This is a genomic window from Nonomuraea montanisoli (genome assembly GCF_013363975.1).
Lineage (GTDB): Bacteria > Actinomycetota > Actinomycetes > Streptosporangiales > Streptosporangiaceae > Nonomuraea > Nonomuraea montanisoli.
In genome coordinates, this window is sequence record NZ_JABWGN010000009.1 from 252,727 (window position 1) to 276,549 (window position 23,823).

At 70.1% G+C, this 23,823-nt stretch carries 25 protein-coding genes and 1 pseudogene; 12 read left to right on the forward strand and 14 right to left on the reverse strand.

Annotation, left to right across the window (positions count from 1 at the left end):
- Positions 1-66: 66 nt before the first annotated feature.
- Positions 67-699, reverse strand: coding sequence for a TetR/AcrR family transcriptional regulator (locus HTZ77_RS24460; RefSeq protein WP_175592005.1), 633 nt, complete (start codon positions 697-699; stop codon positions 67-69).
- A gap of 147 nt (positions 700-846) precedes the next feature.
- On the opposite strand from HTZ77_RS24460, the gene HTZ77_RS24465 reads away from it, so the two are divergent.
- The gene (locus HTZ77_RS24465) at positions 847-1,569 is read left to right on the forward strand and encodes an SDR family NAD(P)-dependent oxidoreductase (protein WP_175592006.1); all 723 of its coding nucleotides are present in this window, start codon (positions 847-849) and stop codon (positions 1,567-1,569) included.
- Between the two features lie 41 nt (positions 1,570-1,610).
- Here the strand turns inward: HTZ77_RS24465 and HTZ77_RS24470 are convergent, their stop codons facing one another.
- Complete coding sequence (locus tag HTZ77_RS24470) at positions 1,611-2,087, reverse strand: hypothetical protein (RefSeq protein ID WP_175592007.1); 477 nt, start codon at positions 2,085-2,087, stop codon at positions 1,611-1,613.
- Between the two features lie 447 nt (positions 2,088-2,534).
- Here HTZ77_RS24470 and HTZ77_RS24475 point away from each other — a divergent pair, with 447 nt between their 5' ends.
- The 7 genes from HTZ77_RS24475 (at position 2,535) to HTZ77_RS24510 (ending at position 6,812) form a co-directional block, all read left to right on the forward strand.
- On the forward strand, positions 2,535-2,870 hold the full coding sequence (locus HTZ77_RS24475) for an ArsR/SmtB family transcription factor (RefSeq protein WP_175592008.1): 336 nt from the start codon (positions 2,535-2,537) through the stop codon (positions 2,868-2,870).
- Positions 2,871-2,881: 11 nt separating this feature from the next.
- Positions 2,882-4,117: a GNAT family N-acetyltransferase gene (locus HTZ77_RS45410; protein ID WP_205303327.1), complete on the forward strand. Its 1,236-nt coding sequence runs from the start codon at positions 2,882-2,884 to the stop codon at positions 4,115-4,117.
- Positions 4,118-4,238: 121 nt separating this feature from the next.
- A complete protein-coding gene (locus HTZ77_RS24490) occupies positions 4,239-4,586 on the forward strand; it encodes an ArsR/SmtB family transcription factor (protein ID WP_175592009.1) in 348 nt (115 codons plus the stop codon).
- Positions 4,583-5,296: an MIP/aquaporin family protein gene (locus HTZ77_RS24495; protein WP_175592010.1), complete on the forward strand. Its 714-nt coding sequence runs from the start codon at positions 4,583-4,585 to the stop codon at positions 5,294-5,296. The genes HTZ77_RS24490 and HTZ77_RS24495 overlap by 4 nt, the downstream gene beginning before the upstream one ends.
- A 56-nt stretch (positions 5,297-5,352) precedes the next feature.
- Positions 5,353-6,042, forward strand: coding sequence for an arsenate reductase/protein-tyrosine-phosphatase family protein (locus HTZ77_RS24500; RefSeq protein ID WP_175592011.1), 690 nt, complete (start codon positions 5,353-5,355; stop codon positions 6,040-6,042).
- 3 nt (positions 6,043-6,045) lie between these two features.
- Complete coding sequence (locus HTZ77_RS24505) at positions 6,046-6,381, forward strand: low molecular weight phosphatase family protein (protein WP_235995061.1); 336 nt, start codon at positions 6,046-6,048, stop codon at positions 6,379-6,381.
- A gap of 29 nt (positions 6,382-6,410) precedes the next feature.
- Positions 6,411-6,812: an arsenate reductase ArsC gene (locus tag HTZ77_RS24510; protein ID WP_175592012.1), complete on the forward strand. Its 402-nt coding sequence runs from the start codon at positions 6,411-6,413 to the stop codon at positions 6,810-6,812.
- Between the two features lie 25 nt (positions 6,813-6,837).
- On the opposite strand, the gene HTZ77_RS24515 is transcribed toward HTZ77_RS24510, so the two are convergent.
- From HTZ77_RS24515 to HTZ77_RS24530, 4 genes are read right to left on the reverse strand one after another with little or no spacing between them, the layout of a single operon-like run.
- Positions 6,838-7,881 carry an ArsO family NAD(P)H-dependent flavin-containing monooxygenase gene (locus HTZ77_RS24515; protein WP_175592013.1) on the reverse strand — a complete coding sequence of 348 codons (1,044 nt, stop codon included), beginning with the start codon at positions 7,879-7,881 and terminating at the stop codon, positions 6,838-6,840.
- Positions 7,878-8,225, reverse strand: a complete 348-nt coding sequence (locus HTZ77_RS24520; RefSeq protein ID WP_175592014.1) for an ArsR/SmtB family transcription factor — start codon at positions 8,223-8,225, stop codon at positions 7,878-7,880. Before HTZ77_RS24520 ends, HTZ77_RS24515 begins: the two co-directional genes overlap by 4 nt.
- 31 nt (positions 8,226-8,256) lie before the next feature.
- The gene (locus HTZ77_RS24525) at positions 8,257-9,408 is read right to left on the reverse strand and encodes an MFS transporter (protein WP_328808742.1); all 1,152 of its coding nucleotides are present in this window, start codon (positions 9,406-9,408) and stop codon (positions 8,257-8,259) included.
- Between the two features lie 11 nt (positions 9,409-9,419).
- Positions 9,420-10,823 (reverse strand): FAD-dependent oxidoreductase, encoded by a 1,404-nt coding sequence (locus HTZ77_RS24530; protein ID WP_328808743.1) that lies wholly within the window; start codon positions 10,821-10,823, stop codon positions 9,420-9,422.
- Positions 10,824-11,035: 212 nt separating this feature from the next.
- On the opposite strand from HTZ77_RS24530, the gene HTZ77_RS24535 reads away from it, so the two are divergent.
- Together HTZ77_RS24535 and HTZ77_RS24540 are read left to right on the forward strand one after the other, a co-directional pair.
- On the forward strand, positions 11,036-11,185 hold the full coding sequence (locus HTZ77_RS24535) for a hypothetical protein (RefSeq protein WP_175592016.1): 150 nt from the start codon (positions 11,036-11,038) through the stop codon (positions 11,183-11,185).
- Positions 11,186-11,244: 59 nt separating this feature from the next.
- A complete protein-coding gene (locus tag HTZ77_RS24540) occupies positions 11,245-11,823 on the forward strand; it encodes a sigma-70 family RNA polymerase sigma factor (protein WP_175592017.1) in 579 nt (192 codons plus the stop codon).
- Positions 11,824-11,846: 23 nt separating this feature from the next.
- On the opposite strand, the gene HTZ77_RS24545 is transcribed toward HTZ77_RS24540, so the two are convergent.
- Entirely contained in the window at positions 11,847-12,185 is a 339-nt protein-coding gene (locus HTZ77_RS24545; RefSeq protein WP_205303329.1) for an ArsR/SmtB family transcription factor, read from the reverse strand.
- Positions 12,186-12,243: 58 nt separating this feature from the next.
- Between HTZ77_RS24545 and HTZ77_RS24550 the strand changes: the two genes are divergently transcribed.
- Complete coding sequence (locus HTZ77_RS24550; RefSeq protein ID WP_175592197.1) at positions 12,244-13,332, forward strand: flavin-containing monooxygenase; 1,089 nt, start codon at positions 12,244-12,246, stop codon at positions 13,330-13,332.
- 141 nt (positions 13,333-13,473) lie between these two features.
- Here the strand turns inward: HTZ77_RS24550 and HTZ77_RS24555 are convergent, their stop codons facing one another.
- Both HTZ77_RS24555 and HTZ77_RS24560 read right to left on the reverse strand, forming a co-directional pair.
- On the reverse strand, positions 13,474-14,361 hold the full coding sequence (locus HTZ77_RS24555; RefSeq protein WP_175592018.1) for an LGFP repeat-containing protein: 888 nt from the start codon (positions 14,359-14,361) through the stop codon (positions 13,474-13,476).
- 121 nt (positions 14,362-14,482) lie between these two features.
- On the reverse strand, positions 14,483-15,457 hold the full coding sequence (locus tag HTZ77_RS24560; protein WP_175592019.1) for a hypothetical protein: 975 nt from the start codon (positions 15,455-15,457) through the stop codon (positions 14,483-14,485).
- Between the two features lie 566 nt (positions 15,458-16,023).
- Here HTZ77_RS24560 and HTZ77_RS46575 point away from each other — a divergent pair.
- Positions 16,024-16,474: pseudogene (locus HTZ77_RS46575) on the forward strand (IS5 family transposase); the annotation flags it as partial.
- Here the strand turns inward: HTZ77_RS46575 and HTZ77_RS24570 are convergent.
- From HTZ77_RS24570 to kdpF, 5 genes are read right to left on the reverse strand one after another with little or no spacing between them, the layout of a single operon-like run.
- Positions 16,449-19,013 carry a DUF4118 domain-containing protein gene (locus HTZ77_RS24570; RefSeq protein WP_175592021.1) on the reverse strand — a complete coding sequence of 855 codons (2,565 nt, stop codon included), beginning with the start codon at positions 19,011-19,013 and terminating at the stop codon, positions 16,449-16,451. The pseudogene HTZ77_RS46575 and the gene HTZ77_RS24570 overlap by 26 nt on opposite strands.
- 5 nt (positions 19,014-19,018) lie before the next feature.
- Positions 19,019-19,891 (reverse strand): potassium-transporting ATPase subunit C, encoded by an 873-nt coding sequence (locus tag HTZ77_RS24575; protein ID WP_175592022.1) that lies wholly within the window; start codon positions 19,889-19,891, stop codon positions 19,019-19,021.
- Entirely contained in the window at positions 19,892-22,015 is a 2,124-nt protein-coding gene (gene kdpB / locus HTZ77_RS24580) for a potassium-transporting ATPase subunit KdpB (protein ID WP_175592023.1), read from the reverse strand. It abuts the gene before it with no gap.
- Positions 22,015-23,676, reverse strand: coding sequence for a potassium-transporting ATPase subunit KdpA (gene kdpA / locus HTZ77_RS24585; protein ID WP_175592024.1), 1,662 nt, complete (start codon positions 23,674-23,676; stop codon positions 22,015-22,017). The genes kdpB and kdpA overlap by 1 nt, the downstream gene beginning before the upstream one ends.
- Positions 23,676-23,765, reverse strand: coding sequence for a K(+)-transporting ATPase subunit F (kdpF, locus tag HTZ77_RS24590; protein WP_175592025.1), 90 nt, complete (start codon positions 23,763-23,765; stop codon positions 23,676-23,678). The genes kdpA and kdpF overlap by 1 nt, the downstream gene beginning before the upstream one ends.
- Positions 23,766-23,823 lie beyond the last annotated feature (58 nt).

Sequence of the window (23,823 nt, forward strand, 5' to 3'; positions counted from 1 at the left end):
CAGCCGGGGGCGATGCGAGAGCCGCCCACGCACCCGGCGTACCTCACGCCGAGGGGGCCAAGGGGTTCACGGATTCGCCGTGAGCCCGCCCAGCACGTCGTACATCTGCTGCGTGGTCAAAGGCGCGACGGGAAGCGGTCCTCGGACGGCCTCCGTACGCAGCCCGTCGAGCAGGAAGGCGACGCCCCGGCGCCACGCGCCGGGCGCGGCGCCGGCAGCTGCGCGAGCGAGCAGAGCGCTGCTGCCGAAGACGAGCAGAAGGTCCTCGCTGGTGAAGTCCGGGCGCAGGGAGCCGGCCCGCTGGGCGCGCTCGATGATCCGGGTGGAGGCGGTCTGCGCCCGGTCGCAGACGGCCATCAGCAGCTCAGCACGCGGATACCGGCCGCTGACCACGTCGGCGACGGCGGGGTCGGTGGCCTGCAGCTCGCAGACCTTCTCGACGTAGTAGGCGAATCCGTCCCAGGCGTCGCCAAAGGACAGGGCGTGCTCGGCGACCTCGTCGAGGCGGCCTGCGGCCAGGTCGGTCACCACCTCGTCGATGAGTGCCTCGCGGGTGCCGTAGAGGTTGTACAGGGTGCCGTGGCTCACCCCGGCCCGGCGAGCGATCTCTTTCAGCGGCACCTTGAGGCCGCGCTCCTGGAAGAGCTCGGCGGCGGCCGCCCGTAGTTTTTCCGCGTTGCGTTGCGCGTCGGCCCGCATCCGGTCGTTCCTCCTGGCTGTGGCGTGGACTCCATGGTCGCATCCTGAGACGCATCCAACTTGACCCGGGGGTCAAGTTGGATGCTACCGTCGTCCAACAAGTTGACCCCAGGGTCAAGAAAGCCGTTCATGGCAAGGAGCACTCCCATGTCCAAAGTGATCGCCGTCTTCGGTGCCGGTACCGGCCTCGGGGTGTCCGTGGCCCGCCGCTTCGGGCGCGAAGGTTTCCGGGTCGCACTGGTGGCCCGCCGCAAGGACCGGCTGGACGCCCTCGCCGGGGAGCTCGGCGGCGAAGGCATCGAGGCGGTCGCCTTCTCCGCCGATCTTGCCAAGCCCTCCGAGGTGCCTGCCCTGGTGCAGATGATCCGGGACCGCCTGGGCCGGATCGACGTGGTCGAGTACGGGCCGATCAGCGGTGACACGGGCTTCACCGCCGCCACCGAGCTGGACGCGGCAACCCTGATGGAGCTGTCGCCGCTGCTCCTGTTCACCCCGGTCGAGGTGGTCCGGGCAGTGCTGCCGGAGTGGACCGAGCGCGGTGACGGTGCCTTTCTGCTGACCCAGGGCTACTCGGCGGCGCGGCCGATGCCGTACCTCAGCGGCCTGGGCCCGGTGATGTCCGCCACCCGCAACTACCTGTACTCCCTCAACGCCGAGCTGGCCGGCACGGGCGTCTACGCCGGCACCCTGAGCGTCGCCTCCCTGATCGCCCGGAGCGAGGTGGCCGCCGCGGCGCAGGCCGCCTTCACCGCGGCCGACGGCCCGAAGGTCGGCATCGTCGATCCGGACGACCTGGCCGATCAGTACTGGCGCATGTACACCGAGCGCGACCACGTCGAGCGGTTCTACCCCGACTCGCTCACTGCCTGATCACTGACGTCTCCCGCCCGCGCGTGAAGCGGTCCTGGCATCTACAGGCGTTCGAAACCGGGGCCGGCCATCCACCGCCCCGTGAGGTCATGGTGCGGGCGGCCTCCGCGCTCGTGCGACATCTCGCGGCACAGCAGGCAGGTGCCGGGCCGGCTGTCGGGCAGCCCGGCCGCGGCCATCTCGTCAAGGAACGCGGCGAACTCGGCGTTGGTGACCAGCAGGTTGCGCCGGCGCAGCCCGTTCTGCCCTGGCACGAACGCGACCTCGACCCGGCGAGTGGCCGGGCTACCGGGTCGGGGACGGAGTCGCGGGCGAGAGACAGGCGGCGTGAGGGTGTACAGGTGGTCGCCGGCCGGCCACTCGCCGGCCTGGGCCGCGATGTGCGGCGGAAACGTCCGCTGCGCGATGGTGATCGCCTTCATGGTGGTGGTGCGAACGAGTTCGGCGGAGGCGGAGTCCAGCTCAGCGGTAAGAGCCGTCTTCGGGGTGGTGGTGACGAAGGTGTCCTCGACTCGCATCGCTGTCTGCCCGTCGGCCTCCCGTCCCGTCCGGGGGCGGTCGACGCCGGCCAGCTACGGCACAACACGACTGCCGCCATCTGCTGACATCCAGGCACCCCCGCCTGACGACCGGCCGACTGCACGGCTCGCTCCGCTGATCATCGTGACCGGCGGGTGAACCGCAGTCGGGTTCGCTACGCAGGCAGGCCCGTGACCCGAGCGGATTGGCCATGCATCCCCGACGGCAAGCGGCGAGTGATCCGCGAATGGGAAGAGGTCTCCCGGCGCGTCGCCGACGGCAGCCTCGCTGACTTGCAACGCTCGGAAGAAGCGTGGCGTGACCATTGAGCGCGGCGGCCCCGGCCGGCGTTGACGTACGGACCGGCGCAGCACCATCAGGCATCTCGATTCCCGTGAAAGGACGGCCTTCCACTTCGGCGCTTCATCGATTATCGTCGATTCTCGATGGATATAGATAGGGGTTCTCTGCCGCGCGCCGAGGCCGAGGAGTACGCGAGTTGGTTCAAGGCGCTGGCCGACGCCACCCGCATTCAGATCGTGTCGCTGCTGGCCCGGCGGCGCGAGCCGATGAGCGTGGGCGAGATCGTGGCGGTCTCCGGAGTGGGCCAGTCCACGGTGTCGCACCATCTGAAGATCCTCGCCGAGGTGCGGTTCGTCCTGGTGGAGCGGCAGGGCACGTCCAGCCTGTACCGGATCAACGAGGCGTGCGTGAGCTGCTTCCCCACGGCCGCCGACGTGGTGATGGGAAACCCGGCGCCGGCTGCGCCGGCCTGTGAGTGAGGGAGATCCTCATGGCGAACGATGAGACCGTCGGCCGCTACTCCAGCCTGGCTCGGGCCGCGCTGAGTGGTGAGCGCGTCGTCGACTGCGGCTCCGAAGCCTTCGGGGAGGGCTGTTTCGGCGCCGCCGGTTATGACGACACCGAAGGGTTGCCGGAGGGCGCCGTCCGGGCCAGCCTGGGCTGCGGCGACCCGCTGGCCGTGGCCGAACTGCGCGCCGGTGAGACGGTGCTGGATCTCGGCTCGGGCGGGGGCATCGACGTGCTGCTGTCGGCCCGCCGCGTCGGCCCGCGCGGCAAGGCGTACGGGCTGGACGCCGGCGTCGACATGCTGGAGCTCGCCCGGCGCCATGCGGAGCAGGCCGGCGTGACCAACGTCGAGTTCCTGCACGGGGCCATCGAGGCGCTCCCGCTGCCCGATCGGTCGGTCGACGTGGTCATCTCCAACTGCGTGATCAACCTGTCCGACGACAAGGCGGCGGTGCTCGCCGAGGCGTTCCGGGTGTTGCGTCCGGGCGGCCGGTTCGGGATCAGCGACGTCGTCACCGAAGACGAGGTGGCCGCCGCTCCCGCGCGGCGGGAGGCGGTCGAGCGGCGCATCGGTTGCGCGGCCGGCGCGCTGTCCGTTGCCGGTTACCGCGAGCTGCTCCGCCGGGCCGGCTTCGTCGGCATACGGATCACGCTGACGGCCGACCACGGCGAGGGCGTGCGCTCGGCGATCGTCCAGGCGGTCAAGCCGGCCGTCGGGCCCGGCCTGGAGATCCGGCCGATGTGTGACGGCGATGCCGAGCAGGTGCTGGCCATCTACCAGGCCGGGCTGGACAGCGGCCAGGCCAGCTTCGAGACCGTCGCGCCGACCTGGGAGGGCTTCACCGCGGGCAAGCTCCCGCACCTGCGGTACGTCGCCGCCGACACCGAGACCGGCGAGGTGGTCGGCTGGGTGGCCGCCTCCAGGGTGTCCACGCGTCCGGTCTATGCCGGGGTGGTCGAGCACAGCGTCTACGTCCATCCCGGCTGTCAGGCTCACGGCATCGGCCGTGCCCTGCTGACCGCCTTCGTCGCCGCCGGCGAGGACGCCGGAGTCTGGACGATCCAGTCCGGGATCTTCCCGGAGAACACGGCCAGTCTCGTCCTGCACCAGGCGCTGGGCTTCCGTGTGGTCGGCACCCGGGAGCGCGTCGGCTGCCATCGAGGCATCTGGCGCGACGTGCTGATGCTGGAACGGCGCAGTACGGCCATCGCCTGCTGAAGCCTCGCCCGACCGCGTCGGCCGATGTGAACGGGGGCCCGCCTTGAGAGCTGGGGCCGGCCATCTGCCGTTCATCGTGCGGTCACTCGGCTGATATCCATGCCTGTCAATATTGATGCTCATGGATGCGTTGCAGGTTCTGGAGTGCGGCCCGCCGCTGGCGCGCCGGCCGTTGGGCGAAGGTCAGGCGGTGGGCCTGGCGCGGGTGTTCAAGGCGCTCGGTGATCCGGTGCGGCTGCGGATCGTCTCGATCGTGGCCGGTCACCAGGGCGGCGAGGCGTGCGTGTGCGACATCACCGATGCCTTCGAGCTGGCGCAGCCGACGATCAGCCACCATCTCAAGGTCCTCAAGGACGTCGGCCTGCTGACCAGCGAGCGTCGCGCCTCGTGGGTGTATTACCGGGTCGTGCCCGAGCGGCTCGCCGAGCTGTCGGCCCTGCTGGCCGTGCCCGCCGAGGTGGCCGGGTGAGGCGCCGTCTGCTGGCCGAGTTCCTCGGCACCGCGCTGCTGGTGACCGTGGTCGTGGGGTCGGGCATCATGGCGCAGACGTTGTCCCCGCACGACGTGGGCCTGCAGTTGCTGGAGAACTCCACCGCCACCGTGTTCGGGCTGGCGGTCCTCATCGTGGTGCTGGGGCCGGTCTCCGGCGCCCACTTCAACCCGGTGGTGTCAATGGCCGACTGGTGGCAGGGCCGGCAGAGCGGCGTCGGGCTGACGGCGGGCGAACTGGCGAGCTACGTCGTGGCTCAGGTGTCGGGGGGCATCGCCGGGGCGGTGCTGGCCAACGCGATGTTCGACAAGCCCGCGATCACCTGGTCGACCACTGATCGGGCGAGCGCGCACCTGTGGCTCGGCGAGCTCGTCGCGACCGCGGGCCTGGTGCTGGTGATCTTCGCTCTCACCCGCTCGGGTCGTACGGCGGCGGCCCCGCTCGCGGTGGGCGGCTACATCGGGGCCGCGTACTGGTCCACCTCGTCGACCAGCTTCGCCAATCCGGCGGTCAGCGTCGGCCGGGCCTTCTCCGACACCTTCGCCGGCATCGCCCCGGCCTCGCTGCCCGGGTTCGTCGCCGCGCAGTTGATCGGTGGGGTGGTGGGCCTGGTGCTGGTGCATGGCCTGTTCGGCCGACCTGCGGCGGGCACTCCGGAGCCGGTCATCCCGCATCCGGACTCGCGGTGAAGCAGTGAGCAGGCGCGGCTTGACGACGGCGGTTTAGCTCAATCAATATTGACTCAATGAACGCTGACTGGTCGTCCTCGGTGGAGGCGCGGGCACGCGTACACGCCGCGCTCGGCGACCCCGGCCGCCTGTCCATCGTGGACCGGCTGCTGCTGGGCGACGCCTCCCCGGGCGAGCTGGGACACGAGCTCGGCCTGCCCACCAACCTGCTCGCCCACCACGTCAAGCTGCTGCAGGAGGCGGGGGTCGTCGAACGCCGCCGGTCCGAGGGCGACCGCAGGCGCACCTACCTGCGCCTGGTTCCACGATCCCTGTCCGGCCTGCTGCCCGCCGTTGCCAGGCCGGCTCCTCGGGTGGTGTTCGTCTGCACCCACAACTCCGCACGTTCTCAGCTGGCAGCCGCACTTTGGGGCCGCGCCAGCCACGTCCCCGCCACCTCCGCCGGCACCCGGCCCGCGGAACGCGTCCACCCCCGGGTGGTCGCCCTGGCGCGCCATCACGGCCTTGACCTCGACGCCGCCACGACCCGCCACATCGAGCAGACCCTGCATCCAGACGATCTGATCGTGGCGGTCTGCGACGCCGCCCACGAACAGCTCACCCGGCTCGCCGGCGCCGAGCGGCTGCACTGGTCCATCCCGGACCCTGTCCGCACCGGCGACGACGACGCCTTCGAGCGGGCCTACGCCGACATCGCCGACCGCGTCCAACGGCTGGCGCCCGCCGTACACCTCCCTCAGGAGTGAGCCATGTCCCAGACCTACCGCCACCCGGACCTGTCCGTCGACCTGCCGCTGCTCGCCGAGCGCTTCGCCCCCCAGCGCCTGCACGCCCTGGCTGCCGGACGCCCCCAGCCGGCCATGGGCTTCTTCCGGCACCTGGCCGGAGACCGTGCGCTGGCCTGGTCCGGCGGCTCGGAGTTCGCCGGCGAGGTCAACCCCGCCGCCGTGGCATCGATGGCCGAACGAGGCATCGACATCTCCGCCGAGTTCCCCGAACCGTGGACAGACGTGCGGCCCAGCCGCGACGAGATCGAACGCCGTGTCCGCCGCCTGCTGGGCGACCTCGAGATCCCCACAGCCTGAAGACCGGAACAGCTGAAAGGAACCTGCTCGTGAGCGACAAGCCCAGCGTCCTGTTCGTCTGCGTCCATAACGCCGGACGCTCCCAGATGGCCGCCGGCTGGCTCGCCCATCTGGCCGGCGACCGTATCGAGGTCCGCTCCGCCGGGTCCGCGCCCGCCGATCAGATCAATCCCGTCGCCGTCGAGGCCATGCGTGAGGTCGGCATCGACATCACCGCAGCCCAGCCCAAGATCCTCACCACCGAGGCCGTCCAGGCCGGCGACGTGGTCATCACCATGGGCTGCGGCGACGCCTGCCCGATCTTCCCCGGCAAGCGCTACGAGGACTGGAAACTCGACGACCCCGCAGGGCAGGGCATCGAAGCCGTTCGGCCGATCCGCGACGAGATCCGCGTCCGCGTCGAGAAGCTCATCACCGAGCTCACCGGTTGAGCGGCATCGGCGGACCCCGGGCGGCTCACTGACGGTTGCCCAGGGCCGCGATGATCTCGGCGACGGTGGCTCTGGCGGTACGGGCGGCGCCGATGAGGGTGGCGGAGGCCGGGCCGGTCCAGTCGCCGTAGCCGAGCAGGTGCAGGCGGGGCTCGCCGACGGCGCGGGTGCCGTCGGTGGGGATGAGGCCGCCGGGTTCGCGTAGCCGTAGCGGGGCCAGGTGGCCGAGGGCGGGGCGGAAGCCGGTGCACCAGATGATCACGTCGCAGGCCAGGCTCGTGCCGTCGGGCCAGGAGACGCCGTCAGGGGTGATCCGGCTGAACATGGGCTCGGCCTTCAGGACGCCGCGGTCGCGGGCCTCGCGGACCGGTGGGACGGCGACGACGTCGCCCAGGTCGCCGATGCTGTCTCCGCCCCGCATCCGGCGGGTGGCCAGATTGAACAGGGCCCGGCCGTCGATGTCGTCGGGCAGCAGGCGGGGCGGGCGGAGGGTGACCCAGGTGGTGTCGGCGACGGTGGAGACCTCGGCCAGGATCTGGGCGGCGGAGTTGGCGCCGCCGACGATCACCACGCGCCGGCCGCGGAACGGCTCGGGGCCGCGGTAGCCGGCCGTGTGGAGCTGCTCGCCCTGGAAGTCGTGGATGCCGGGGTAGTGCGGGACGTACGGGCGCCACCAGGTTCCGGTGGCGCTGATGACGATCCGGGCCCGCCAGGTGCCGGAGTCGGTCTCGACCGTCAGCCGCTCGTCGCCGCGCCGTACCGCGTGGGCCTTGACCGGCCGGATCACGGGCAGGTCGTAGCGGCGCTCGTAGTCGGTCAGGTAGGCGACGGTGTCGGCGGCGCTCGGGTAGCCGCCGCCGGGTGGGGCGGGCATCATGCGGCCGGGCAGGGAGCTGTACTGGGCGGGGGAGAACAGCCGCAGCGACGGCCAGGCGTGCCGCCATGCGCCGCCGGGGTGGTCCTGGGCGTCGAGGATGGCGAAGTCGGCGCCGGCCCGGCGCAGGTGGTAGCCGGCGGCCAGGCCGGCCTGGCCGCCACCGATGACCAGGACGTCGACCAGGCGCGTCACGCGGAGACGGGCTCGGCGAGCGGGGTGAACAGGGCGCCGAGCCTGTTCACCGCCTCAGGGATGATCCGGTAGTACACCCAGGTGCCGCGTCGCTCGCCGCTGATCAGCCCGGCGGTGCGCAGCACCTTGAGGTGGTGGGAGATGGTGGGTGCGGTCAGGTCGAAGGCGTCGGTCAGGTCGCACACGCACGCCTCGCCGCCCGCGTGGGAGCCGATCATCGACAGCAGGCGCAGGCGTACCGGGTCGGCGACCGCCTTGAGCATGACCGCCAGGTCGGCCGCGTCGCTCTCCGACAGCGGCTCACGCGCGATCGGGGCGCAGCACTGGATCGTGACCGCGGTCATCCAACCCTCCCTGATTCGAAATGCATCGAAATTATAGGCGATGGTAGGCCAGCAGGGCGAACGCGGCGATCGCGCACACCAGCGCGACGGCGCCCATCACCCAGCCGTACCCGGCGGCCTGGGCCAGAGCGGTCGCGCCGAGCGGCGCCAGCGCCTTGTCGGTGACGGAGAACATGGCGATGCGGCCGGACAGGCCGGCGTAGGCGGTGGTGCCGTAGCGTTCGGCCAGCAGATGGGGCAGCGTGATGGTGCCGACGCCGAAGCCGATCCCGAACAGCAGCACGCAGCCGATCGCGCCGGGCACGGTGGCGCCGGCCAGGGGGAGCAGCAGCGCGCCCAGCCCCTGGAGAGTGAAGATCGTGGCGGCGACGGGGGCGGCCGGCCAGCGACGTCGCAGGCCGGTGGAGACCAGCCGGCCGGTGACCGACAGCACGCCCAGCAGCCCGGCGACGGTCGCGGCGAACACCGGCGGGTGACCGAGACGGACGAGGTAGGTCACCAGCAGCACGGCGATCGTGGCCACCGCACCGCCGTGCGCGGTGAACGCGGCGGCCAGCAGCCAGAACGGCCGGGCCCGCACCGCTGCCCTGACCAGGGCCGCCCGCTGGGTGGGCTCGACCGGAGCGGCGGCGGTGCGGGGTCGTCCGCGCAGCACGAGGGCGTGCAGGGGGATGGCTGTCCCGCCGTACAGGCCGGCCAGCGCGAGCAGTGCCCGGCGCCAGCCGTACTCCTCGGTCAGCAGCCCGGCCAGCGGCAGGAAGACGGACGAGGCGAATCCGGCCACGACCGTCAGCGCCAGCAGCGCGTTGGCCCGGCCCCGCTCGTCCCCGTCGAACCAGGAGACGACGACGGCGAAGGCCGGCTCGTACAGCACCATGGCCGAGGCCGCGCCGATGGCCACGAACACCCCGTACAGCTGAGGCAGGCTGGTGACCTGGGACCAGCCGAGGACGGCGAGCGTGGCCAGCACCGAACCGGCGCTCATCAGCGCCCGCCCGCCGTGGTGGTCGAGCCGGCGGCCGACCAGCGGTGCGCACAGCGCGGTGGTCAGCACGGCCAGAGTGAGCGCGGCGGCCACCTGGGTGCCGCTCGCGCGCAGCTCGCGCGCCATGGGGATGAGGAAGACGGAGAAGGCGTAGTAGAGCGCGCCATAGCCGATGGCCTGGCTGCGGGAGGAGGTCACGCTCGCGCGTTTCAGCCGCAGCAGCCGCCGCCGTCGGAGGCGGACACCTCCACCAGCGGCAACGGCGTGGACAGCAGGCCGCCGCTGATGCCGGTGGCCAGGCCGACCCGCTGTTCCTGGGCCTCGGCGAGGTTGGAGGAGCACACGCCGGTCTCGGGCAGCTCCAGTCGGACGTCGCGGGCCGCCTCCCAGTCGCCGGCGAGCGCGGCCACGACCGAGCGGACCTGCTCGTAGCCGGTGGCCATGAGGAAGGTCGGCGCACGCCCGTAGCTCTTGACGCCGACGGCGTAGTAGCCGGCCTCGGGGTGGGCGAGCTCGTCGACGCCGTGGGCGGGCACGGTGCCGCACGAGTGGGCGTTCGGGTCGATCAACGGGGCGAGGGCGCGGGTGGAGCCGAGGACGGGGTCCAGGTCCAGGCGCAGTTCGGAGGCGATGGAGTGGTCGGGGCGGTAGCCGGTCGCGCTGACGATGGCGTCGACGGTCACGGCCTGCTCGGCTCCGGACGGGTCGCGGCTGATCACCGTGACCTGGGGGCCGTCGGTCGTGATGGAGTGAGTGAAGAAGCCGGTCAGCAGGGTGATGCGGCCGGACTCGACGTGCGCGCGCAGGCGGGTGCCGAGCGCGCCGCGGGCCGGGAGCGCGTCGGCCGCGCCGCCGCCGTAGGTCCGGGCGGCGCCGCCGGCCCGGATGGCCCAGGTGATCCGCGTGTCCTCCAGCTGAGCCAGGGCCAGCAGCGTGGTGGCCGCCGAGTGGCCCGCCCCGACGACCAGGGTGTGCTTGCCCGCATAGCGCTCGCGGTCGGCGCCCAGCACGTCGGGCAGGGCGTGGTCGACGAAGACCGTGTCCTCGCCGTGCGCGGGTATGCCGCTCGCGCCGAGCACGTTGGGCGCGTTGTAGGTGCCGGAGGCGTCGATGATCGCACGGGCCCGCAGTTCCTCGCCGCTGTCCAGGCGGACCAGGAAGGGGGTGTCTTCGCGGCCGTGGGTGCGCACCCTGTCGTATCCGAGCCGGCTGATGGCGCTCACCTTGGCGCCGGTACGTACGCGGCCGTCCAGGAGCTTGGCCAGCGGGGCGAGGTAGTCGTCGATCAGCTCGGCGCCGGTGGGCAGCCAGTCGGGATCGGGCGCCGTCCAGCCGTCGGCTTCCAGGAGCCGGCGGGCGGCGGCGTCGATGTTGAACTTCCAGGGGCTGAACACACGCACGTGCCCCCACTGCGCGACCGAGGCGCCCACCTGCTCGCCCGCCTCCAGAACGACGAAGTCCAGGTCGCGCTCGGCCAGGTGTGCGGCGGCGGCCAGTCCGACAGGACCTGCCCCGATCACCACGACGGGGAGGTCGCCAGGCCGGGGGGCGAGGTCACGCGGCTGGGGGGCAGCCCCGACCTGCGGTGCGGGCTGCTCCACGGAAACGGCCACGGGGCCGCAACATCCACCACTCATGATCTTCCTCCTGGATCGGGTCGGCCAGTGGGTGGCGCTTGGTTTGAAGTATGTCTAAGTAGCTCGGAGTGTGGCACTCTGATTAGAGGGATGTCAAATTAGGATCAGATCTAATCAGAGGGTGCATCCATCTCGCCGACGCGACGTCTGCCTAGGTGAGTACGTCGTTTCGCAACGGAGGATCAGCCATGTCTGCCACAGAGAACGCCCCCGAGGCCACCGCGGCCTGCTGCTCGGCCACCACCCTCACAACCTGCTGCGCACCGGAGGAGAAGGGCGACTGCTGCGGCGCCCAGAGCTCCGCGGAGGCCGCGCCCGACACCTGCGCCTGCCGGTGACGCCAACGCTCCGGGCCGGCCGGCGCGGCCGGCCCGGGCCGCACGACAGGAGATCGTTCATGGGCACCACATCGTCGGCCGGCGACACCGCGGCAGCCGTCACTCAGGTGCGCGCCCGGTTGGTCGCCTTCGTCGCCCGGCGAATCGACCGGCCCGACGACGCCGAGGACATCGTGCAGGAGGTCCTGCTGCGCATCAGCCGCAGCGCGGGGACGCTGCGTGACAGCGAACGCCTCGACGCGTGGGCCTACCGGATCGCCCGGAACGCGATCATCGACCATCAGCGGGCGGCCGTGCGCAGCGGTCGGGCGCTCACTCGGGCCGCGCTCGACCGCAGCCTGGACGGCGGTGATCCGGGCCCCGGGGAACTGGCGGCACTGGCCGGGTGTCTGGCGCCGATGCTGGCACGGCTGTCCGAGAGCGATCGCCGGGCGATCGAGTTGGTCGACTACGACAGGCTGACCCAGGCTGAAGCCGCCCGCCGGCTCGGCGTGTCACTGCCGGGGATGAAGTCGCGGATCCAGCGGGCTCGGTCGCGGTTGCGTTCGCTCCTGCTGGAGTGCTGCGAGGTTTCCGTGAACGCCGCCGGAACGGTGTCCGCCGTCCGTCCGGCGGGCCCGTGCCCGTGCGACGGCTGACCGGCCGGAGGCCGGACTCGGGATCAGCCGCAAGCATCCGCGGAGCAGTCGGTGGGCGGGCAGCATGCCTGCAAGGAGACCTGCAGGTCGCTCAACGCCTTTCCGATGCGAGCCGGGTCGGCCCGGTAGTGGACGGTCTTCCATTCCCGCCGTGAGGTCAGCAGTCCGCCGTCGCGCAAGGTCGCCAGATGGGTGGAGGTGGCCGACTGGGCGAGGCTCATGCGTTCGGCGACCTCGGTGACCGTCAGCTCGATCCCGCCGGCGAACAGCATCAGGATCTGCTGGCGGGTGTCGCTGGCCAGCGCCTTGAGCAACCCGCGCGCCGCCTCGGTCAGCTCGAACCCGTCCGTACTCATGGTCATAGCATCACCTCGCTCACATCATATTGTCACTTCTGGATCTGAGGATATGATCCTCGCCATGACGACCACAGACGTGTTCGATGTCGCTGTCATCGGCGGCGGCCAGTCCGGCCTGGCCGCCGCCCGCGCCGCGCTGAATGCCGGGCTCAACCCCGTCATCCTGGAAGCGGGCGAGCAGGCCACCGGCTCATGGCCGCACTATTACGACAGCCTCACCCTGTTCTCCCCGGCCCGCTACAGCTCACTGCCCGGCATGGCCTTCCCGGGCGACCCTGACCGCTATCCACACCGCGACGAGGTCGTGGCGTACCTGACGCGCTATGCCCGCGACCTCGCCCGCCTGGGCGTGCAGATCCGCACCGGCGCCCGCGTGACCGACGTACAGGCCGACCACGCAGGTTTCGCGATACGGCTCGCCGACGACACCGCGTTGCGCGCGCCAGGCGTGATCGCCGCCACCGGCTCGTTCGCCAACCCCCGCATGCCCCACTTGGAGGGTCGGGAGGGCTTCGCCGGGGAGATCCTGCACGCCGCCGGCTACAAGAACCCGGTGCCGTACGCAGGCAAGCGGATCGTCGTGGTCGGCGCCGGCAACTCCGCCGTTCAGATCGCCTACGAACTCGCCGGGACGGCCACGGTGACGCTGGCCACCCGCGAGCCGGTCCGCTTCCTCGAACAGCGCCCCCTGGGCAAGGACGTGCACTTCTGGTTCAAGGTCACCGGCTTCGACCGCCTGCCTGCCCGCCTGGTCACCACCCCGCCCACCGGACCCGTCCTGGACGAAGGCATCTACCGCCAGGCGCTGCGTGAGGGACGCGTCGACCGGCGCCCGATGTTCACGCGCTTTGACGGCGAGGATGTCGTGTGGGCCGACGGCAATCGCGAGCACGTCGATGTCGTGCTGCTGGCGACCGGTTACAGGCCTCACCTGGACTACCTGAACGGGGTCGATGTTCTGAACGAGCGCGGTTACCCGCACCATGACCGCGGCCTTTCCGCCACGCACCCCGGACTCGGCTTCCTCGGCCTGGAGTGGCTGCGCAATCCGGCCTCCAACAGCCTGCGCGGAGTGGGCCGGGACGCCCATCACCTGATCGGCAAGCTCAAGAGCCGCCTGGTCTCGCGCCGCGTCCGAGCGGGCGTGTAGCAGTGCCCGGCGGACTCCGAACCGGCTCGCGAAACACGGCCTGTCCGTGCCGTAGCCCGGCGACTGGAGGGCGCCGATGGGGTTGCTGATCCGGTGCTGGACCATCCGGAGAGGTGACGGGGATGTCCGGCCTGGCCGGCGTCAGCCTGGTGGTAGCGGATGATCCACGATCTCCGTGTAGACCTCGAAGTAGCACTTGTAGGAGGCGCCGCCGTCGGTGATGAGAGGCGTCTCGTGGGTGAACGAGATCGCGCCGAAATTATGCGGTGGAAGGGGGGTTTCTGCGAGCTGGTTCAGCTCTACGAATTTGAAGTCGAGTGTCTGGAAACCGATTACATCGTCGCCCAGTCCGAGCAGTGCGGTGATCCCGGCCGACATCGGCACGGTGAGCATGGAAATCCACTCCTCTGGCAGGCTGAATGGCCCGCCGACCGCGGCAATAGCAGCCTCGACGGTGGTGATCCCTTTCTCGACCGCAGTCTTGATATTGTTTTTGACTTCTTCTTCATCTCCAGAGTCATGCTCCATGAGATAACAGGCGACAGCCACATCCGTAGGAGGCTCTCGGTGCCATACGTCTATGACATCGGCCTGCTGGGTGCCGGAGGAGAAATTTTCATATGATCCGCTCATGGGGATCTTGATGACCTGTGCCCGTTCGCGCTTGTGTGGCGCATACACCGCACAGACCACGTAAGGTTCATCAGCGCCGGGGCCAGCCGACGTTCCGAAACAGTGTATGCCCTTGAAGCGGATGGTGCTCACGCGGGTCTGAGTTACCTTGAGCTCCTGGGCTATGATCGCAATTTCGCCGCCTTGAAAGAATTGCTTGATCCCGCCGTTTACCGATTGGACCTCGCTGGTCGGCAACCCCAGCGGGCCCAACCGGCCACCGTTATGCTGCCAGGCTCGGTTGATCACCGCGTGGGAGAGCACGTTCCGCAAGGAAAACGGCGCGCTCACGTCAAGGCTTGCGGCGAGCTGGCGTGCGCTGAGATTGGATCCCGCCGCACTGCGATAACTCACCATGACATCTCCTTATTGAAGTGCGACCAAGACAGGAATCAGGTCGCGTCCGAAGCGCAGGCCGGCCAGGGCCGTGCCGATCACAGCGCCATAAGTCGTTGTATCTCGTGACGGCATGCCACGGCTATTGCAGCGTGACGAGTATGGGTACTAGTCCCTGACCGGCCGGCAGCGGTCCTAGTGCTTTTCCGATGATCGCCCCGTGTGCTCGTGATCGGTCGAGCGCCTTCATCGCATGGCCGGGCGTAGATGACGTGGTGAGCAGATCGCCGACGGCGACGGCGTGAAGAGCCGCATCCACTTTGCAGTAGGCTTTGCCCATGAGAGCCAATGCCAGCCGATTGGACCCGGTGTCGCGGCGATCAGCTATAACGGCCGGCTTGTACTCGCCGGCACCAGAGACGACGCCTGCTACCCGGTGATCGTATGCGCTGTCACTGACGCGAACGGCGCCGGTCTCGTCGAGCACCATGACGGTTCCTGGATCCGACGTCTCTGGGGTGAGCACGTCGAACTCCTCGGCGAAGTCGGCCCCCGCCAGGGTGATGTCGCCGTTGACCATCATATTGTCATGGACGGCCTGAGAAGTATGCAGAGAGCCGTCGTTGCGAAGGCTCATGACGAGTTCCCAGACATTGGCGTCTTGCCTATAGAACTCTAGGTTTCCGGGGCCGTCGGCGCCGACGTGCACGATCCACTGTGCATTCCCTGTCTGCGGTCCTCCAGCAAATTTGATCGTAGGTTTGTCTCCGGCTATCCGGAGAGCGCCTTCCTTCCCGGTCCAGTCGCCAACAATATCGACTTTTGCTGCGGGATTCGTGGTCCCCGCACCGATCCGCCCGGCCGGACTCAGGCACATGGCGAGTTCCCAACTTGTTGGGGCGGCACCTCGCCTATAGAACCCTAGGTTTCCAGGGCCGTCGCCGCCGACGTGAACAATCCATTGTTCGTTTCCCGCTGCTGATCCCCCGGCGAGCTTCAGTGTGGGCTTGTCCCCTGTCAGCTTTGCCGCCCCCTCCGTTCCATTCCAATCGCCCACCACCTCCATCTTTGCAGTTGGGTTGTTTGTTCCTACGCCGATTTGATCGAAGGTCGCCACGTGACCTCTCCTTCGGTTGCTGAAAATATCTTCGTACGAGCCTAATCCTGACGCTCGCGTCTTTTAAATTCCCACGGTGATGGGCCTGACTCGGGAGCGACAGTAATCTTTTCACAGCCTCGGGTTGAGCGACGACCAACCTGTTCGAATAGGTCAGTAGATGCACGACTAGAACGGCAGCCGCCAATTCCTGCCTGACCAGGTATTTGCTCTGTTTAGGGCGCGTGCGGCGGTGGATCCAGCGGCAGCGCGCCACGAGAGCCGGCGCCGCCGATGAGAAGCAGCGGCAGGTGGGGTACCGGCTTGCCGACAACGGCCTGGGGTTGACGTAGATCGGCAGCGGGCTGCGCGAATGCGCCATCAAACCGCGCAGCCGGATGAGAGAACAGGAAAAGCAGGCCGCCCGGGCGCGTCTAGACGGGGCTGCTCCGCGGACCGGCGAGCAGCTCGCCGCGCCGATCCTGCGGATCGACAGCGGCCAAGACTGGAAGGGGCGCCACCCGAATACGGCAGAACGGCCCGCGAGTCGTACCGCTGGCTCTAGGACCTGTTTTGTGCCGGCCAACCCAGGACGAGGTGGCCCCTGGCAGACGATCTATCAGCGGTTCCGTCGCTGGTCAGCGGATGGGGCGTGGCAGCGGCCGCTGGAACACCACCAGGCTCACCACGATGCGGCAGGAACGGTGGACTGGTCGGCCGTCTGCGTCGACTCGACCATCGTGCGGGCCCACCAGCACGCCGCGGGCGCCGCAAAGAGGGAGCCCGGCAAGGACGAACCACTCTCTGGGGGATCAAGGCGGACAGGTGCTCGGGCGCTCGCGCGGCGGACTGACCACCAAAGTCCACCTGGCCACCGACGGGCGGGGCCTGCCGCTGGCGCTCGTTCTCACCGGCGCCAACATCAACGACTGCACCCAGTTCACCCGTGTGATGGCAGCCGTTCGCGTCCCTCGGCTCGGCCCGCGCCGCCCCCGCGCCCGACCGCGGCACGTCATCGCTGACAAGGGCTACAGCTCCCGTGCGTCGTCGCGCGGGACGAGATGGGCATGCTGACGATCATGGTGAGGCCACCCCCTGGTGTCTCTTCGAGTGTGAGGGCGCCGCCCATCGCCTCGGTCAGCCCTCGCGACAGCGCGAGGCCGAGGCCGACACCCGTGTGGTTGTCACGATCCCCGAGCCGCTGGAACGGCACGAACACCCTCTCGACCGCCTCGGCGGGGATGCCCGGACCGCGGTCGATCACGCGTACCTCGACATGGGCGCCCAGCCGGCTCGCGGTCAGGAGCACCTTCTCGCCCGGAGGGCTGTAGCGGACGGCGTTGGTCATCAGGTTGACCAGCACCCGTTCGAGCAGCGCCGGGTCCGCCACGATCTCGGGAAGCTCGGTGGAGATGTCGTCCTGCACCTGATCACGCAGCGGTCCGAGGTCGTCTATGGCCCGGGGGACGACCTCGTCGAGCCCCATCGCCTGCAGGGACAGCCCGAGCGCCCCCGCTTGCAGGCGGCTCATGTCGAGCAGGTTGTCCACCAGCCGGCCCAGCCTGACGAGGGATTCGTCCGCGGTGGCGAGCAGCTCGTCGTGGTCCTCGGCGGACCAGGCGACGTCGCTGCTGCGCAGGCTCTCCACGGCGGCCTTGGCGGCGGCGAGCGGCGTGCGCAGGTCATGGCTGACGGCGGCCAGCAACGCGGTGCGCATCTTGTCCGCCTCGGCCAGCGGCTTGGTTTGCTCGGCCTCCTCCTGGAGGCGTTCCTGGCGCAGCGCGACCGCGGCCTCGGCGGCGAACGCCTCCAGCACCCGCCGGTCACTGGCGTCGAGCAGCCGCCCGCGGGCCGCCAGCACCAGTCGTTCGTCGATCACCACGTCGGTGTCGGCCGCACCCGGATGGGTGCACGGTGTCCCACCGGACGAAGCGAGGATCCGCCACGCCTCGGGTTCCGCCCGGTCGTCAGGGCTCGGCTCGCCGACCCGTTCGAGCAGCGTGACGGAGGCCAGTCCGAAGGTCTCGCGCAGCCGTCCGAGCAGTGACGGCAGCGCGGCCTCGCCGCGCAGCACGTGCCCGGCCAGTGTGGAGAGCACCTCGGCGTCGGCTCTGGCCTGCGCCGCCTCCCGGGTACGGCGGGCCGCCAGATCCACGATCGTGCTGACCGCGGCCGCGACCAGGACGAAGACGACGAGCGCGAGGAGGTTCTCCGGGTCGGCGATGGTCAGCTGCCCGATCGGGGGCGTGAAGAACCAGTTGAGCAGCAGCGAGCCGCCCACGGCCGCGGTGAAGGCCGGCCAGGTCCCTCCGACGAGCGCGACGCCGACGACCAGGCACAGGAACAGCAGGATCTCGCTGGGCAGCGACAGCACGTCCCTGAAGGGGGACAGCGCGGCGGTCATCAGCGGCATGCCCAGCACCGCGACCGCCCACCCGATCAGCCTCCGTCTGCGCGTGAGCGCGGCCCGGGAGCGTTCGGGACGCGTGCGCCCCTGCCTGGCCTCCGCATGAGTGATCATGTGGACGTCGATGGGGCCGGACAGGGCCGTGGTCTCCACCCCCACGCCGCGAGAAAGGATCTGGGCGAACCGGCCGCGCCGGGACGCCCCGAGCACGAGCTGGGTGGCGTTGACGCCCCGGGCGAAGTCGAGCAGGGCGCGGGGAACGTCGTCGCCGACCACCTGGTGATAGGTGCCGCCCATGCTCTCGACCAGCGTGCGCTGACGGGCCAGGATGGCCGGGTCGCCCCCGGTCAGGCCGTCGGAGCGGGTCACGTGGACGGCCAGCAGGTCGGCGCCCTTGGACCGGTCGGCGATCCGGGCCGCCCGCCGGACCAGGGTGTCGCCCTCAGGGCCGCCGGTCAGGGCCACGACGACGCGCTCGCGCGCTTCCCAGGTGCCCTCGATGCCGTGGGCGGCGCGGTAGCGGTCGAGCTGCTCGTCGACCTTGCCCGCCACCCACAGCAGCGCGAGCTCCCGCAGCGCCGTCAGGTTGCCGACCCGGAAGTAGTTCGACAGCGCCGCGTTCACCTTCTCGGGCGCGTACACGTTGCCGTGGGCCATCCGTCTGCGCAACGCCTCGGGTGACATGTCGACCAGCTCGATCTGGTCGGCGCGGCGCACCACCTCGTCGGGCACGGTCTCCCGCTGCGGTACGCCGGTGATCTGCTCGACGACGTCGTTGACGGACTCCAGGTGCTGGATGTTGACCGTGGTGACCACGTCGATGCCGGCGTCGAGGATCTCCTCGATGTCCTGCCAGCGCTTGGCGTTGCGCGAGCCGGGCACGTTGGTGTGGGCCAGCTCGTCGATCAGTGCCGTCTTCGGCGCCCGCGCGATGACGGCGTCCACGTCGAGCTCGGTGAACGTGGCACCCCGGTGGACCAGCGTCCTGCGGGGGACGATCTCCATGCCGTCCAGGAGCTCGGCGGTGCGGGCGCGGCCGTGGGTCTCGACGAGACCCACGACCACGTCCCTGCCACGTTCACGCGCTCTGCGGCCCTCCCCGAGCATGGCGTAGGTCTTGCCGACCCCGGGTGCGGCGCCGAGGTAGACCCGCAGTCGCCCACGTGGCATCCGGATCACCGCTTGTCGAGGGCCAGGTTGAGCTGGAGGACGTTCACCGCCGGCTCGCCCATGAAGCCGAGGGCGCGGCCGGTGGTGTGCTCCCTGATGAGGGCCTGGACCTGGGGCAGGCCGACGCCGCGTTCCTTGGCCACGCGCGGCGCCTGGAGCTCGGCGTAGGCGAGGGAGATGTGCGGGTCGAGCCCGGAGCCGCTCGCGGTGACGGCGTCCGCGGGGACCCGGACGTCGGTCACGTCACCTCTGACCGGGACGGTCGTGCCCGCCGCGTAGTCCTCGCCCGGCTTGCCGCACTCGACCTTCACCCCCTGGTAGGTGGAGGTGAAAGGCTGAGCGGGGCACGCCTGGTTGACGCTGACCGCCCTGGACGGCCTGCCGACCGCGGGGAAGACCTTCAGCACCGCGCCGACACCGTCCGGCGTGCAGTACGGCCGGGCGCCGCTGACTCCTTCCAGCTCGCCGACGGCCCTGGACCGCGCGCAGACCTGCGTGAGCAGGGACTGCTTGCCCTCCTTGGCCTGCTCGTCGGCGCCGTTCGGGTCCGGGAGCGTGTCGAGCACGTCCTCCGGGCCCAGGTTGCTGGCCCCGGTGGAGAGCATGTCGTAGCCGTCGCCGGCGGCCGACGGCCGGGACTGGAAGTACGTCCTGACCGGGTTGCCGTCCTTGTCGGTGAAGCTCTGCCCGATGAGCGCGCTGCCGACCGTCCTGCCGTCCTTCGCGGCGACGAGCGAGCCGTTGGCCTGATGGTTGAAGACGGCCTGGGCGACGCCCGTGGTCACCAGCGGGTAGATGACACCGGTCACCGCTGTGAGCACGAGCAGCGCGCGGAGCGCGGCGAGGTGCTGGCGGAGCCAGCTTGGCATGCGGTCCATTTACGACATCCCCGGAAGGAACTGGATGAGCAGGTCGATGAGCTTGATGCCGACGAACGGCACCACGATGCCGCCCAAGCCGTAGAGGTACAGGTTGCGGCTGAGCAGTTTGGACGCGCTGGACGGCCGGTAGCGGACACCCCGCAGCGCGAGCGGGATCAGCGCGATGATCACCAGGGCGTTGAAGATCACCGCGGCCAGGATCGCCGACTGGGGGCTGGCCAGGCGCATGATGTTGAGCGCGTCCAGGCCCGGATACACCGCCGCGAACATGGCCGGGATGATCGCGAAGTACTTCGCGACGTCGTTGGCGATCGAGAACGTGGTCAGCGCCCCACGCGTGATCAGCAGTTGCTTGCCGATCTCCACGATCTCGATGAGCTTGGTCGGGTTGGAGTCGAGGTCCACCATGTTCCCGGCCTCCTTGGCGGCGGAGGTGCCGGTGTTCATGGCCACGCCCACATCCGACTGGGCCAGGGCGGGGGCGTCGTTGGTGCCGTCGCCGGTCATCGCGACCAGGCGGCCGCCCTCCTGCTCCTTCCTGATCAGCGCCAGCTTGTCCTCCGGGGTGGCCTCGGCCAGGAAGTCGTCCACACCGGCCTCCTCGGCGATGGCCCGCGCGGTCAGCGGGTTGTCGCCGGTGATCATGACGGTGCGGATGCCCATGCGGCGCATCTCGTCGAAGCGCTCCCGCACGCCCTCCTTGACCACGTCCTTCAGGTGGACGACGCCGAGCACCCGGCCCTTCTCCGCGACGACCAGCGGCGTGCCGCCGCCGGCGGAGATGCCGTCCACGAGATCGCCGACCTCGTCGGTCGGGTGGCCGCCGTGGTCGCGCACCCACTTCATGACCGCCGTGGCGGCGCCCTTGCGGATCTCCCGGCCGTCCAGGTCCACCCCCGACATGCGGGTCTGCGCGGTGAACGGCACCCACTCGGCGTGCGCCAGCTCGCCCGGCTCGCGTTCGCGCAGGCCGTACCTCTGCTTGGCATAGATGACGATGGAACGGCCCTCGGGCGTCTCGTCGGCGAGGCTGGACAACTGCGCCGCCTTGGCGAGCTCCTCCTCGGTGACGCCGCGGATCGGCACGAACTCGCCGGCCTGCCGGTTGCCCAGCGTGATCGTGCCGGTCTTGTCCAGCAGCAGCGTCGAGACGTCGCCCGCCGCCTCCACGGCGCGGCCCGACATCGCGAGGACGTTGCGCTGGACGAGGCGGTCCATGCCCGCGATGCCGATGGCCGACAGCAGCGCGCCGATCGTGGTGGGGATGAGGCAGACGATCAGCGAGACCAGCACGATCCCGGTGACGCCGTCGGAGGTGAGCGCCAGCGAGTCGGGCACCCCGGGGTTGGCGGACTTGGAGTAGATCGCCAGTGGCTGCATGGTGGCGGTGGCGACCAGGAAGATGATCGTCAGCGCAGCGAGCAGGATGTTGAGCGCGATCTCGTTGGGCGTCTTCTGCCGGTTGGCGCCCTCGACCAGGGCGATCATCCGGTCCACGAAGCTTTCGCCGGGCTTCTGGGTGATCTTGACGATGATCCGGTCGGACAGCACCTTCGTGCCGCCCGTCACCGCGGAGCGGTCGCCACCGGACTCGCGGATCACCGGGGCCGACTCGCCGGTGATCGCCGACTCGTCCACGGACGCGATGCCGTCCACCACGTCCCCGTCTCCGGGGATGATCTCGCCGGCCTCCACGATGACGTGATCGCCCCGCTTGAGCTCCGGCGCGCCCACGGTATCCCACCGCGCGTGGTCGTCGGGGCTCGCGAGCCGGCGCGCGGTGGTGTCGCGCTTGGCCGCCCGCAGCGTGGCGGCCTGCGCCTTGCCGCGTCCCTCGGCGACGGCCTCGGCCAGGTTGGCGAAGACGACCGTCAGCCACAGCCACACCACGATGGCCCAGGCGAACAGCGACGGAGTGAGCACGGCCAGCACCGTGGTGAAGGCGGCGCCGATCTGCACGATGAACATGACCGGGTTGCGCCACATGGTGGCGGGGTTGAGCTTGCGCAGCGCGTCGGGCAGCGACGTGAGCATCCGCCGGGGGTCCATCAGACCGCCGCCGACACGATTGTCCGCCTTCTCGGGCTTACGGCCCGGCGCTTCCAGCAACGAGGTCGACATCAGAGAAGTCCTTCTGCGAGGGGGCCGAGCGCCAGTGCGGGGAGGAAGGTCAGGGCGACGAGGATGATCGTGACGCCGACGACCATGCCGACGAACTGCGGACGGTGGGTCGGCAGCGTGCCCGCCGAGGCGGGGGAGGGAGCCTGCCGCGCCAGCGACCCGGCCAGCGCCAGGACCAGCACGATCGGCAGGAACCGGCCGAAGGCCATGCACAGGCCGAGCGTGGAGTTGTGGAAGGGGGTGTTCACGCTGACCCCGGCGAACGCCGAGCCGTTGTTGTTCGACGCGCTCGTGTAGGCGTAGAGGATCTCCGACAGCCCGTGCGGGCCGGAGTTGAGCATGGCGGCCCGGCCCGTCTCGGTGGCCATCGCCACGGCCGTGCCGACCAGCACGAGCATGGGGGTGGCCAGGAAGTACAGCGAGGCCAGCTTGATCTCCCGGGCGCCGATCTTCTTGCCGAGGTACTCGGGCGTGCGGCCCACCATCAGGCCCGCCACGAACACGGTGACCACGGCCAGGATCAGGATGCCGTACAAGCCGGCGCCGACGCCTCCGGGAGCGACCTCGCCGAGCAGCATGTTGAAGATCAGCATGCCGCCGCCGAGCGCGGTGTAGGAGTCGTGGAAGGAGTCGACCGCGCCCGTGGAGGTCAGGGTGGTGGCGCTGGCGAACATGCCGGAGTTCGACACGCCGAAGCGGGTCTCGCGCCCCTCCAGCGCGTGCCCGATGGCCTGCGGCACGGTGCCGCCCGCGCTCAGCTCCGCCCAGTTGGTCACACCGATGCTGATCACCGCGATGACCGCCATGACCGAGACGATCGCGTAGCCCTGCCGGTTGTCGCCGACCATCCGGCCGAACGTGCGGGGCATGCTCGTCGCGATCACGAGGATGAGGAAGATCTCGATCCAGTTCGTCCAGGACGTGGGGTTCTCGAACGGGTGGGCGGAGTTGACGTTGAAGATGCCGCCGCCGTTGGTGCCCAGCTCCTTGATCGCTTCCTGGCTCGCCGCGGCCGCCGGCGTGAACGTCTGCTCGCCGCCCGTCAGCGTGGCCCACGTGAAGTGGTCACCGAACGTCTGGATCGCACCGCCCGCCACCAGCGCCAGGGCGGCCACGAACGCGATCGGCAGCAGGATGCGGAGGGTGCCGCGGACCAGGTCCACCCAGAAGTTGCCCAGGGTGTCGGCCTTGTTGCGGGCGAAGCCGCGCACGAGCGCCATGGCCACCGCCATGCCGACGGCGGCCGAGACGAAGTTCTGCACCGCCAGGCCGGCGGTCTGCACGACGTGGCCCATGGCGGACTCTCCCGAGTACGCCTGCCAGTTGGTGTTGGTGACGAAGCTGACCGCGGTGTTCCAGGCCAGGTCCGGCGCCACCGGATCCATGCCCAGGCTCAGGAACAGGTGGTTCTGCACGCGCTGCAGGCCGTACAGGAACAGGATGGACAGCACGGAGAACGCCAGCACGGAGCGGGCGTAGACGGCCCAGCGCTGCTCGCCGTCGGGCTTGACGCCGACGAGCCGGTAGATCGCCAGCTCGACGCGGGAGTGCCGGGTGGTGGTGTAGACGCGGTACATGTAGTCGCCCAGCGGCCGGTAGCAGACGGCCAGGGCGACGAGCAGGGATGCGATGAACAGGATCCCGGCCGTGGTCGAGGACATCAGAAGCGCTCCGGGAACAGCAGGGCCACGACCATGAAGATCACCAGGGCGGCGACCACGATCAGACCGGTGGCGTTGACGGCGTTCACAGCCGCTCCACCGCCTTCACGACCAGCCCGAGGATCACGAACACCGCGATCGTCAGGG

What these genes read in the sequence shown, in the direction of transcription:
- HTZ77_RS24460 (WP_175592005.1), bottom strand. Translation starts at nt 699, where the DNA reads ATGCGGGCCGACGCGCAACGCAACGCGGAAAAACTACGGGCGGCCGCC.
- HTZ77_RS24465 (WP_175592006.1), top strand. Translation starts at nt 847, where the DNA reads ATGTCCAAAGTGATCGCCGTCTTCGGTGCCGGTACCGGCCTCGGGGTG.
- HTZ77_RS24470 (WP_175592007.1), bottom strand. Translation starts at nt 2,087, where the DNA reads ATGCGAGTCGAGGACACCTTCGTCACCACCACCCCGAAGACGGCTCTT.
- HTZ77_RS24475 (WP_175592008.1), top strand. Translation starts at nt 2,535, where the DNA reads ATGGATATAGATAGGGGTTCTCTGCCGCGCGCCGAGGCCGAGGAGTAC.
- HTZ77_RS45410 (WP_205303327.1), top strand. Translation starts at nt 2,882, where the DNA reads ATGGCGAACGATGAGACCGTCGGCCGCTACTCCAGCCTGGCTCGGGCC.
- HTZ77_RS24490 (WP_175592009.1), top strand. Translation starts at nt 4,239, where the DNA reads ATGGATGCGTTGCAGGTTCTGGAGTGCGGCCCGCCGCTGGCGCGCCGG.
- HTZ77_RS24500 (WP_175592011.1), top strand. Translation starts at nt 5,353, where the DNA reads ATGAACGCTGACTGGTCGTCCTCGGTGGAGGCGCGGGCACGCGTACAC.
- HTZ77_RS24505 (WP_235995061.1), top strand. Translation starts at nt 6,046, where the DNA reads ATGTCCCAGACCTACCGCCACCCGGACCTGTCCGTCGACCTGCCGCTG.
- HTZ77_RS24520 (WP_175592014.1), bottom strand. Translation starts at nt 8,225, where the DNA reads ATGACCGCGGTCACGATCCAGTGCTGCGCCCCGATCGCGCGTGAGCCG.
- HTZ77_RS24535 (WP_175592016.1), top strand. Translation starts at nt 11,036, where the DNA reads ATGTCTGCCACAGAGAACGCCCCCGAGGCCACCGCGGCCTGCTGCTCG.
- HTZ77_RS24540 (WP_175592017.1), top strand. Translation starts at nt 11,245, where the DNA reads ATGGGCACCACATCGTCGGCCGGCGACACCGCGGCAGCCGTCACTCAG.
- HTZ77_RS24545 (WP_205303329.1), bottom strand. Translation starts at nt 12,185, where the DNA reads ATGACCATGAGTACGGACGGGTTCGAGCTGACCGAGGCGGCGCGCGGG.
- HTZ77_RS24550 (WP_175592197.1), top strand. Translation starts at nt 12,244, where the DNA reads ATGACGACCACAGACGTGTTCGATGTCGCTGTCATCGGCGGCGGCCAG.
- HTZ77_RS24555 (WP_175592018.1), bottom strand. Translation starts at nt 14,361, where the DNA reads ATGGTGAGTTATCGCAGTGCGGCGGGATCCAATCTCAGCGCACGCCAG.
- HTZ77_RS24570 (WP_175592021.1), bottom strand. Translation starts at nt 19,013, where the DNA reads ATGCCACGTGGGCGACTGCGGGTCTACCTCGGCGCCGCACCCGGGGTC.
- HTZ77_RS24575 (WP_175592022.1), bottom strand. Translation starts at nt 19,891, where the DNA reads ATGGACCGCATGCCAAGCTGGCTCCGCCAGCACCTCGCCGCGCTCCGC.
- kdpB (WP_175592023.1), bottom strand. Translation starts at nt 22,015, where the DNA reads ATGTCGACCTCGTTGCTGGAAGCGCCGGGCCGTAAGCCCGAGAAGGCG.
- kdpA (WP_175592024.1), bottom strand. Translation starts at nt 23,676, where the DNA reads ATGTCCTCGACCACGGCCGGGATCCTGTTCATCGCATCCCTGCTCGTC.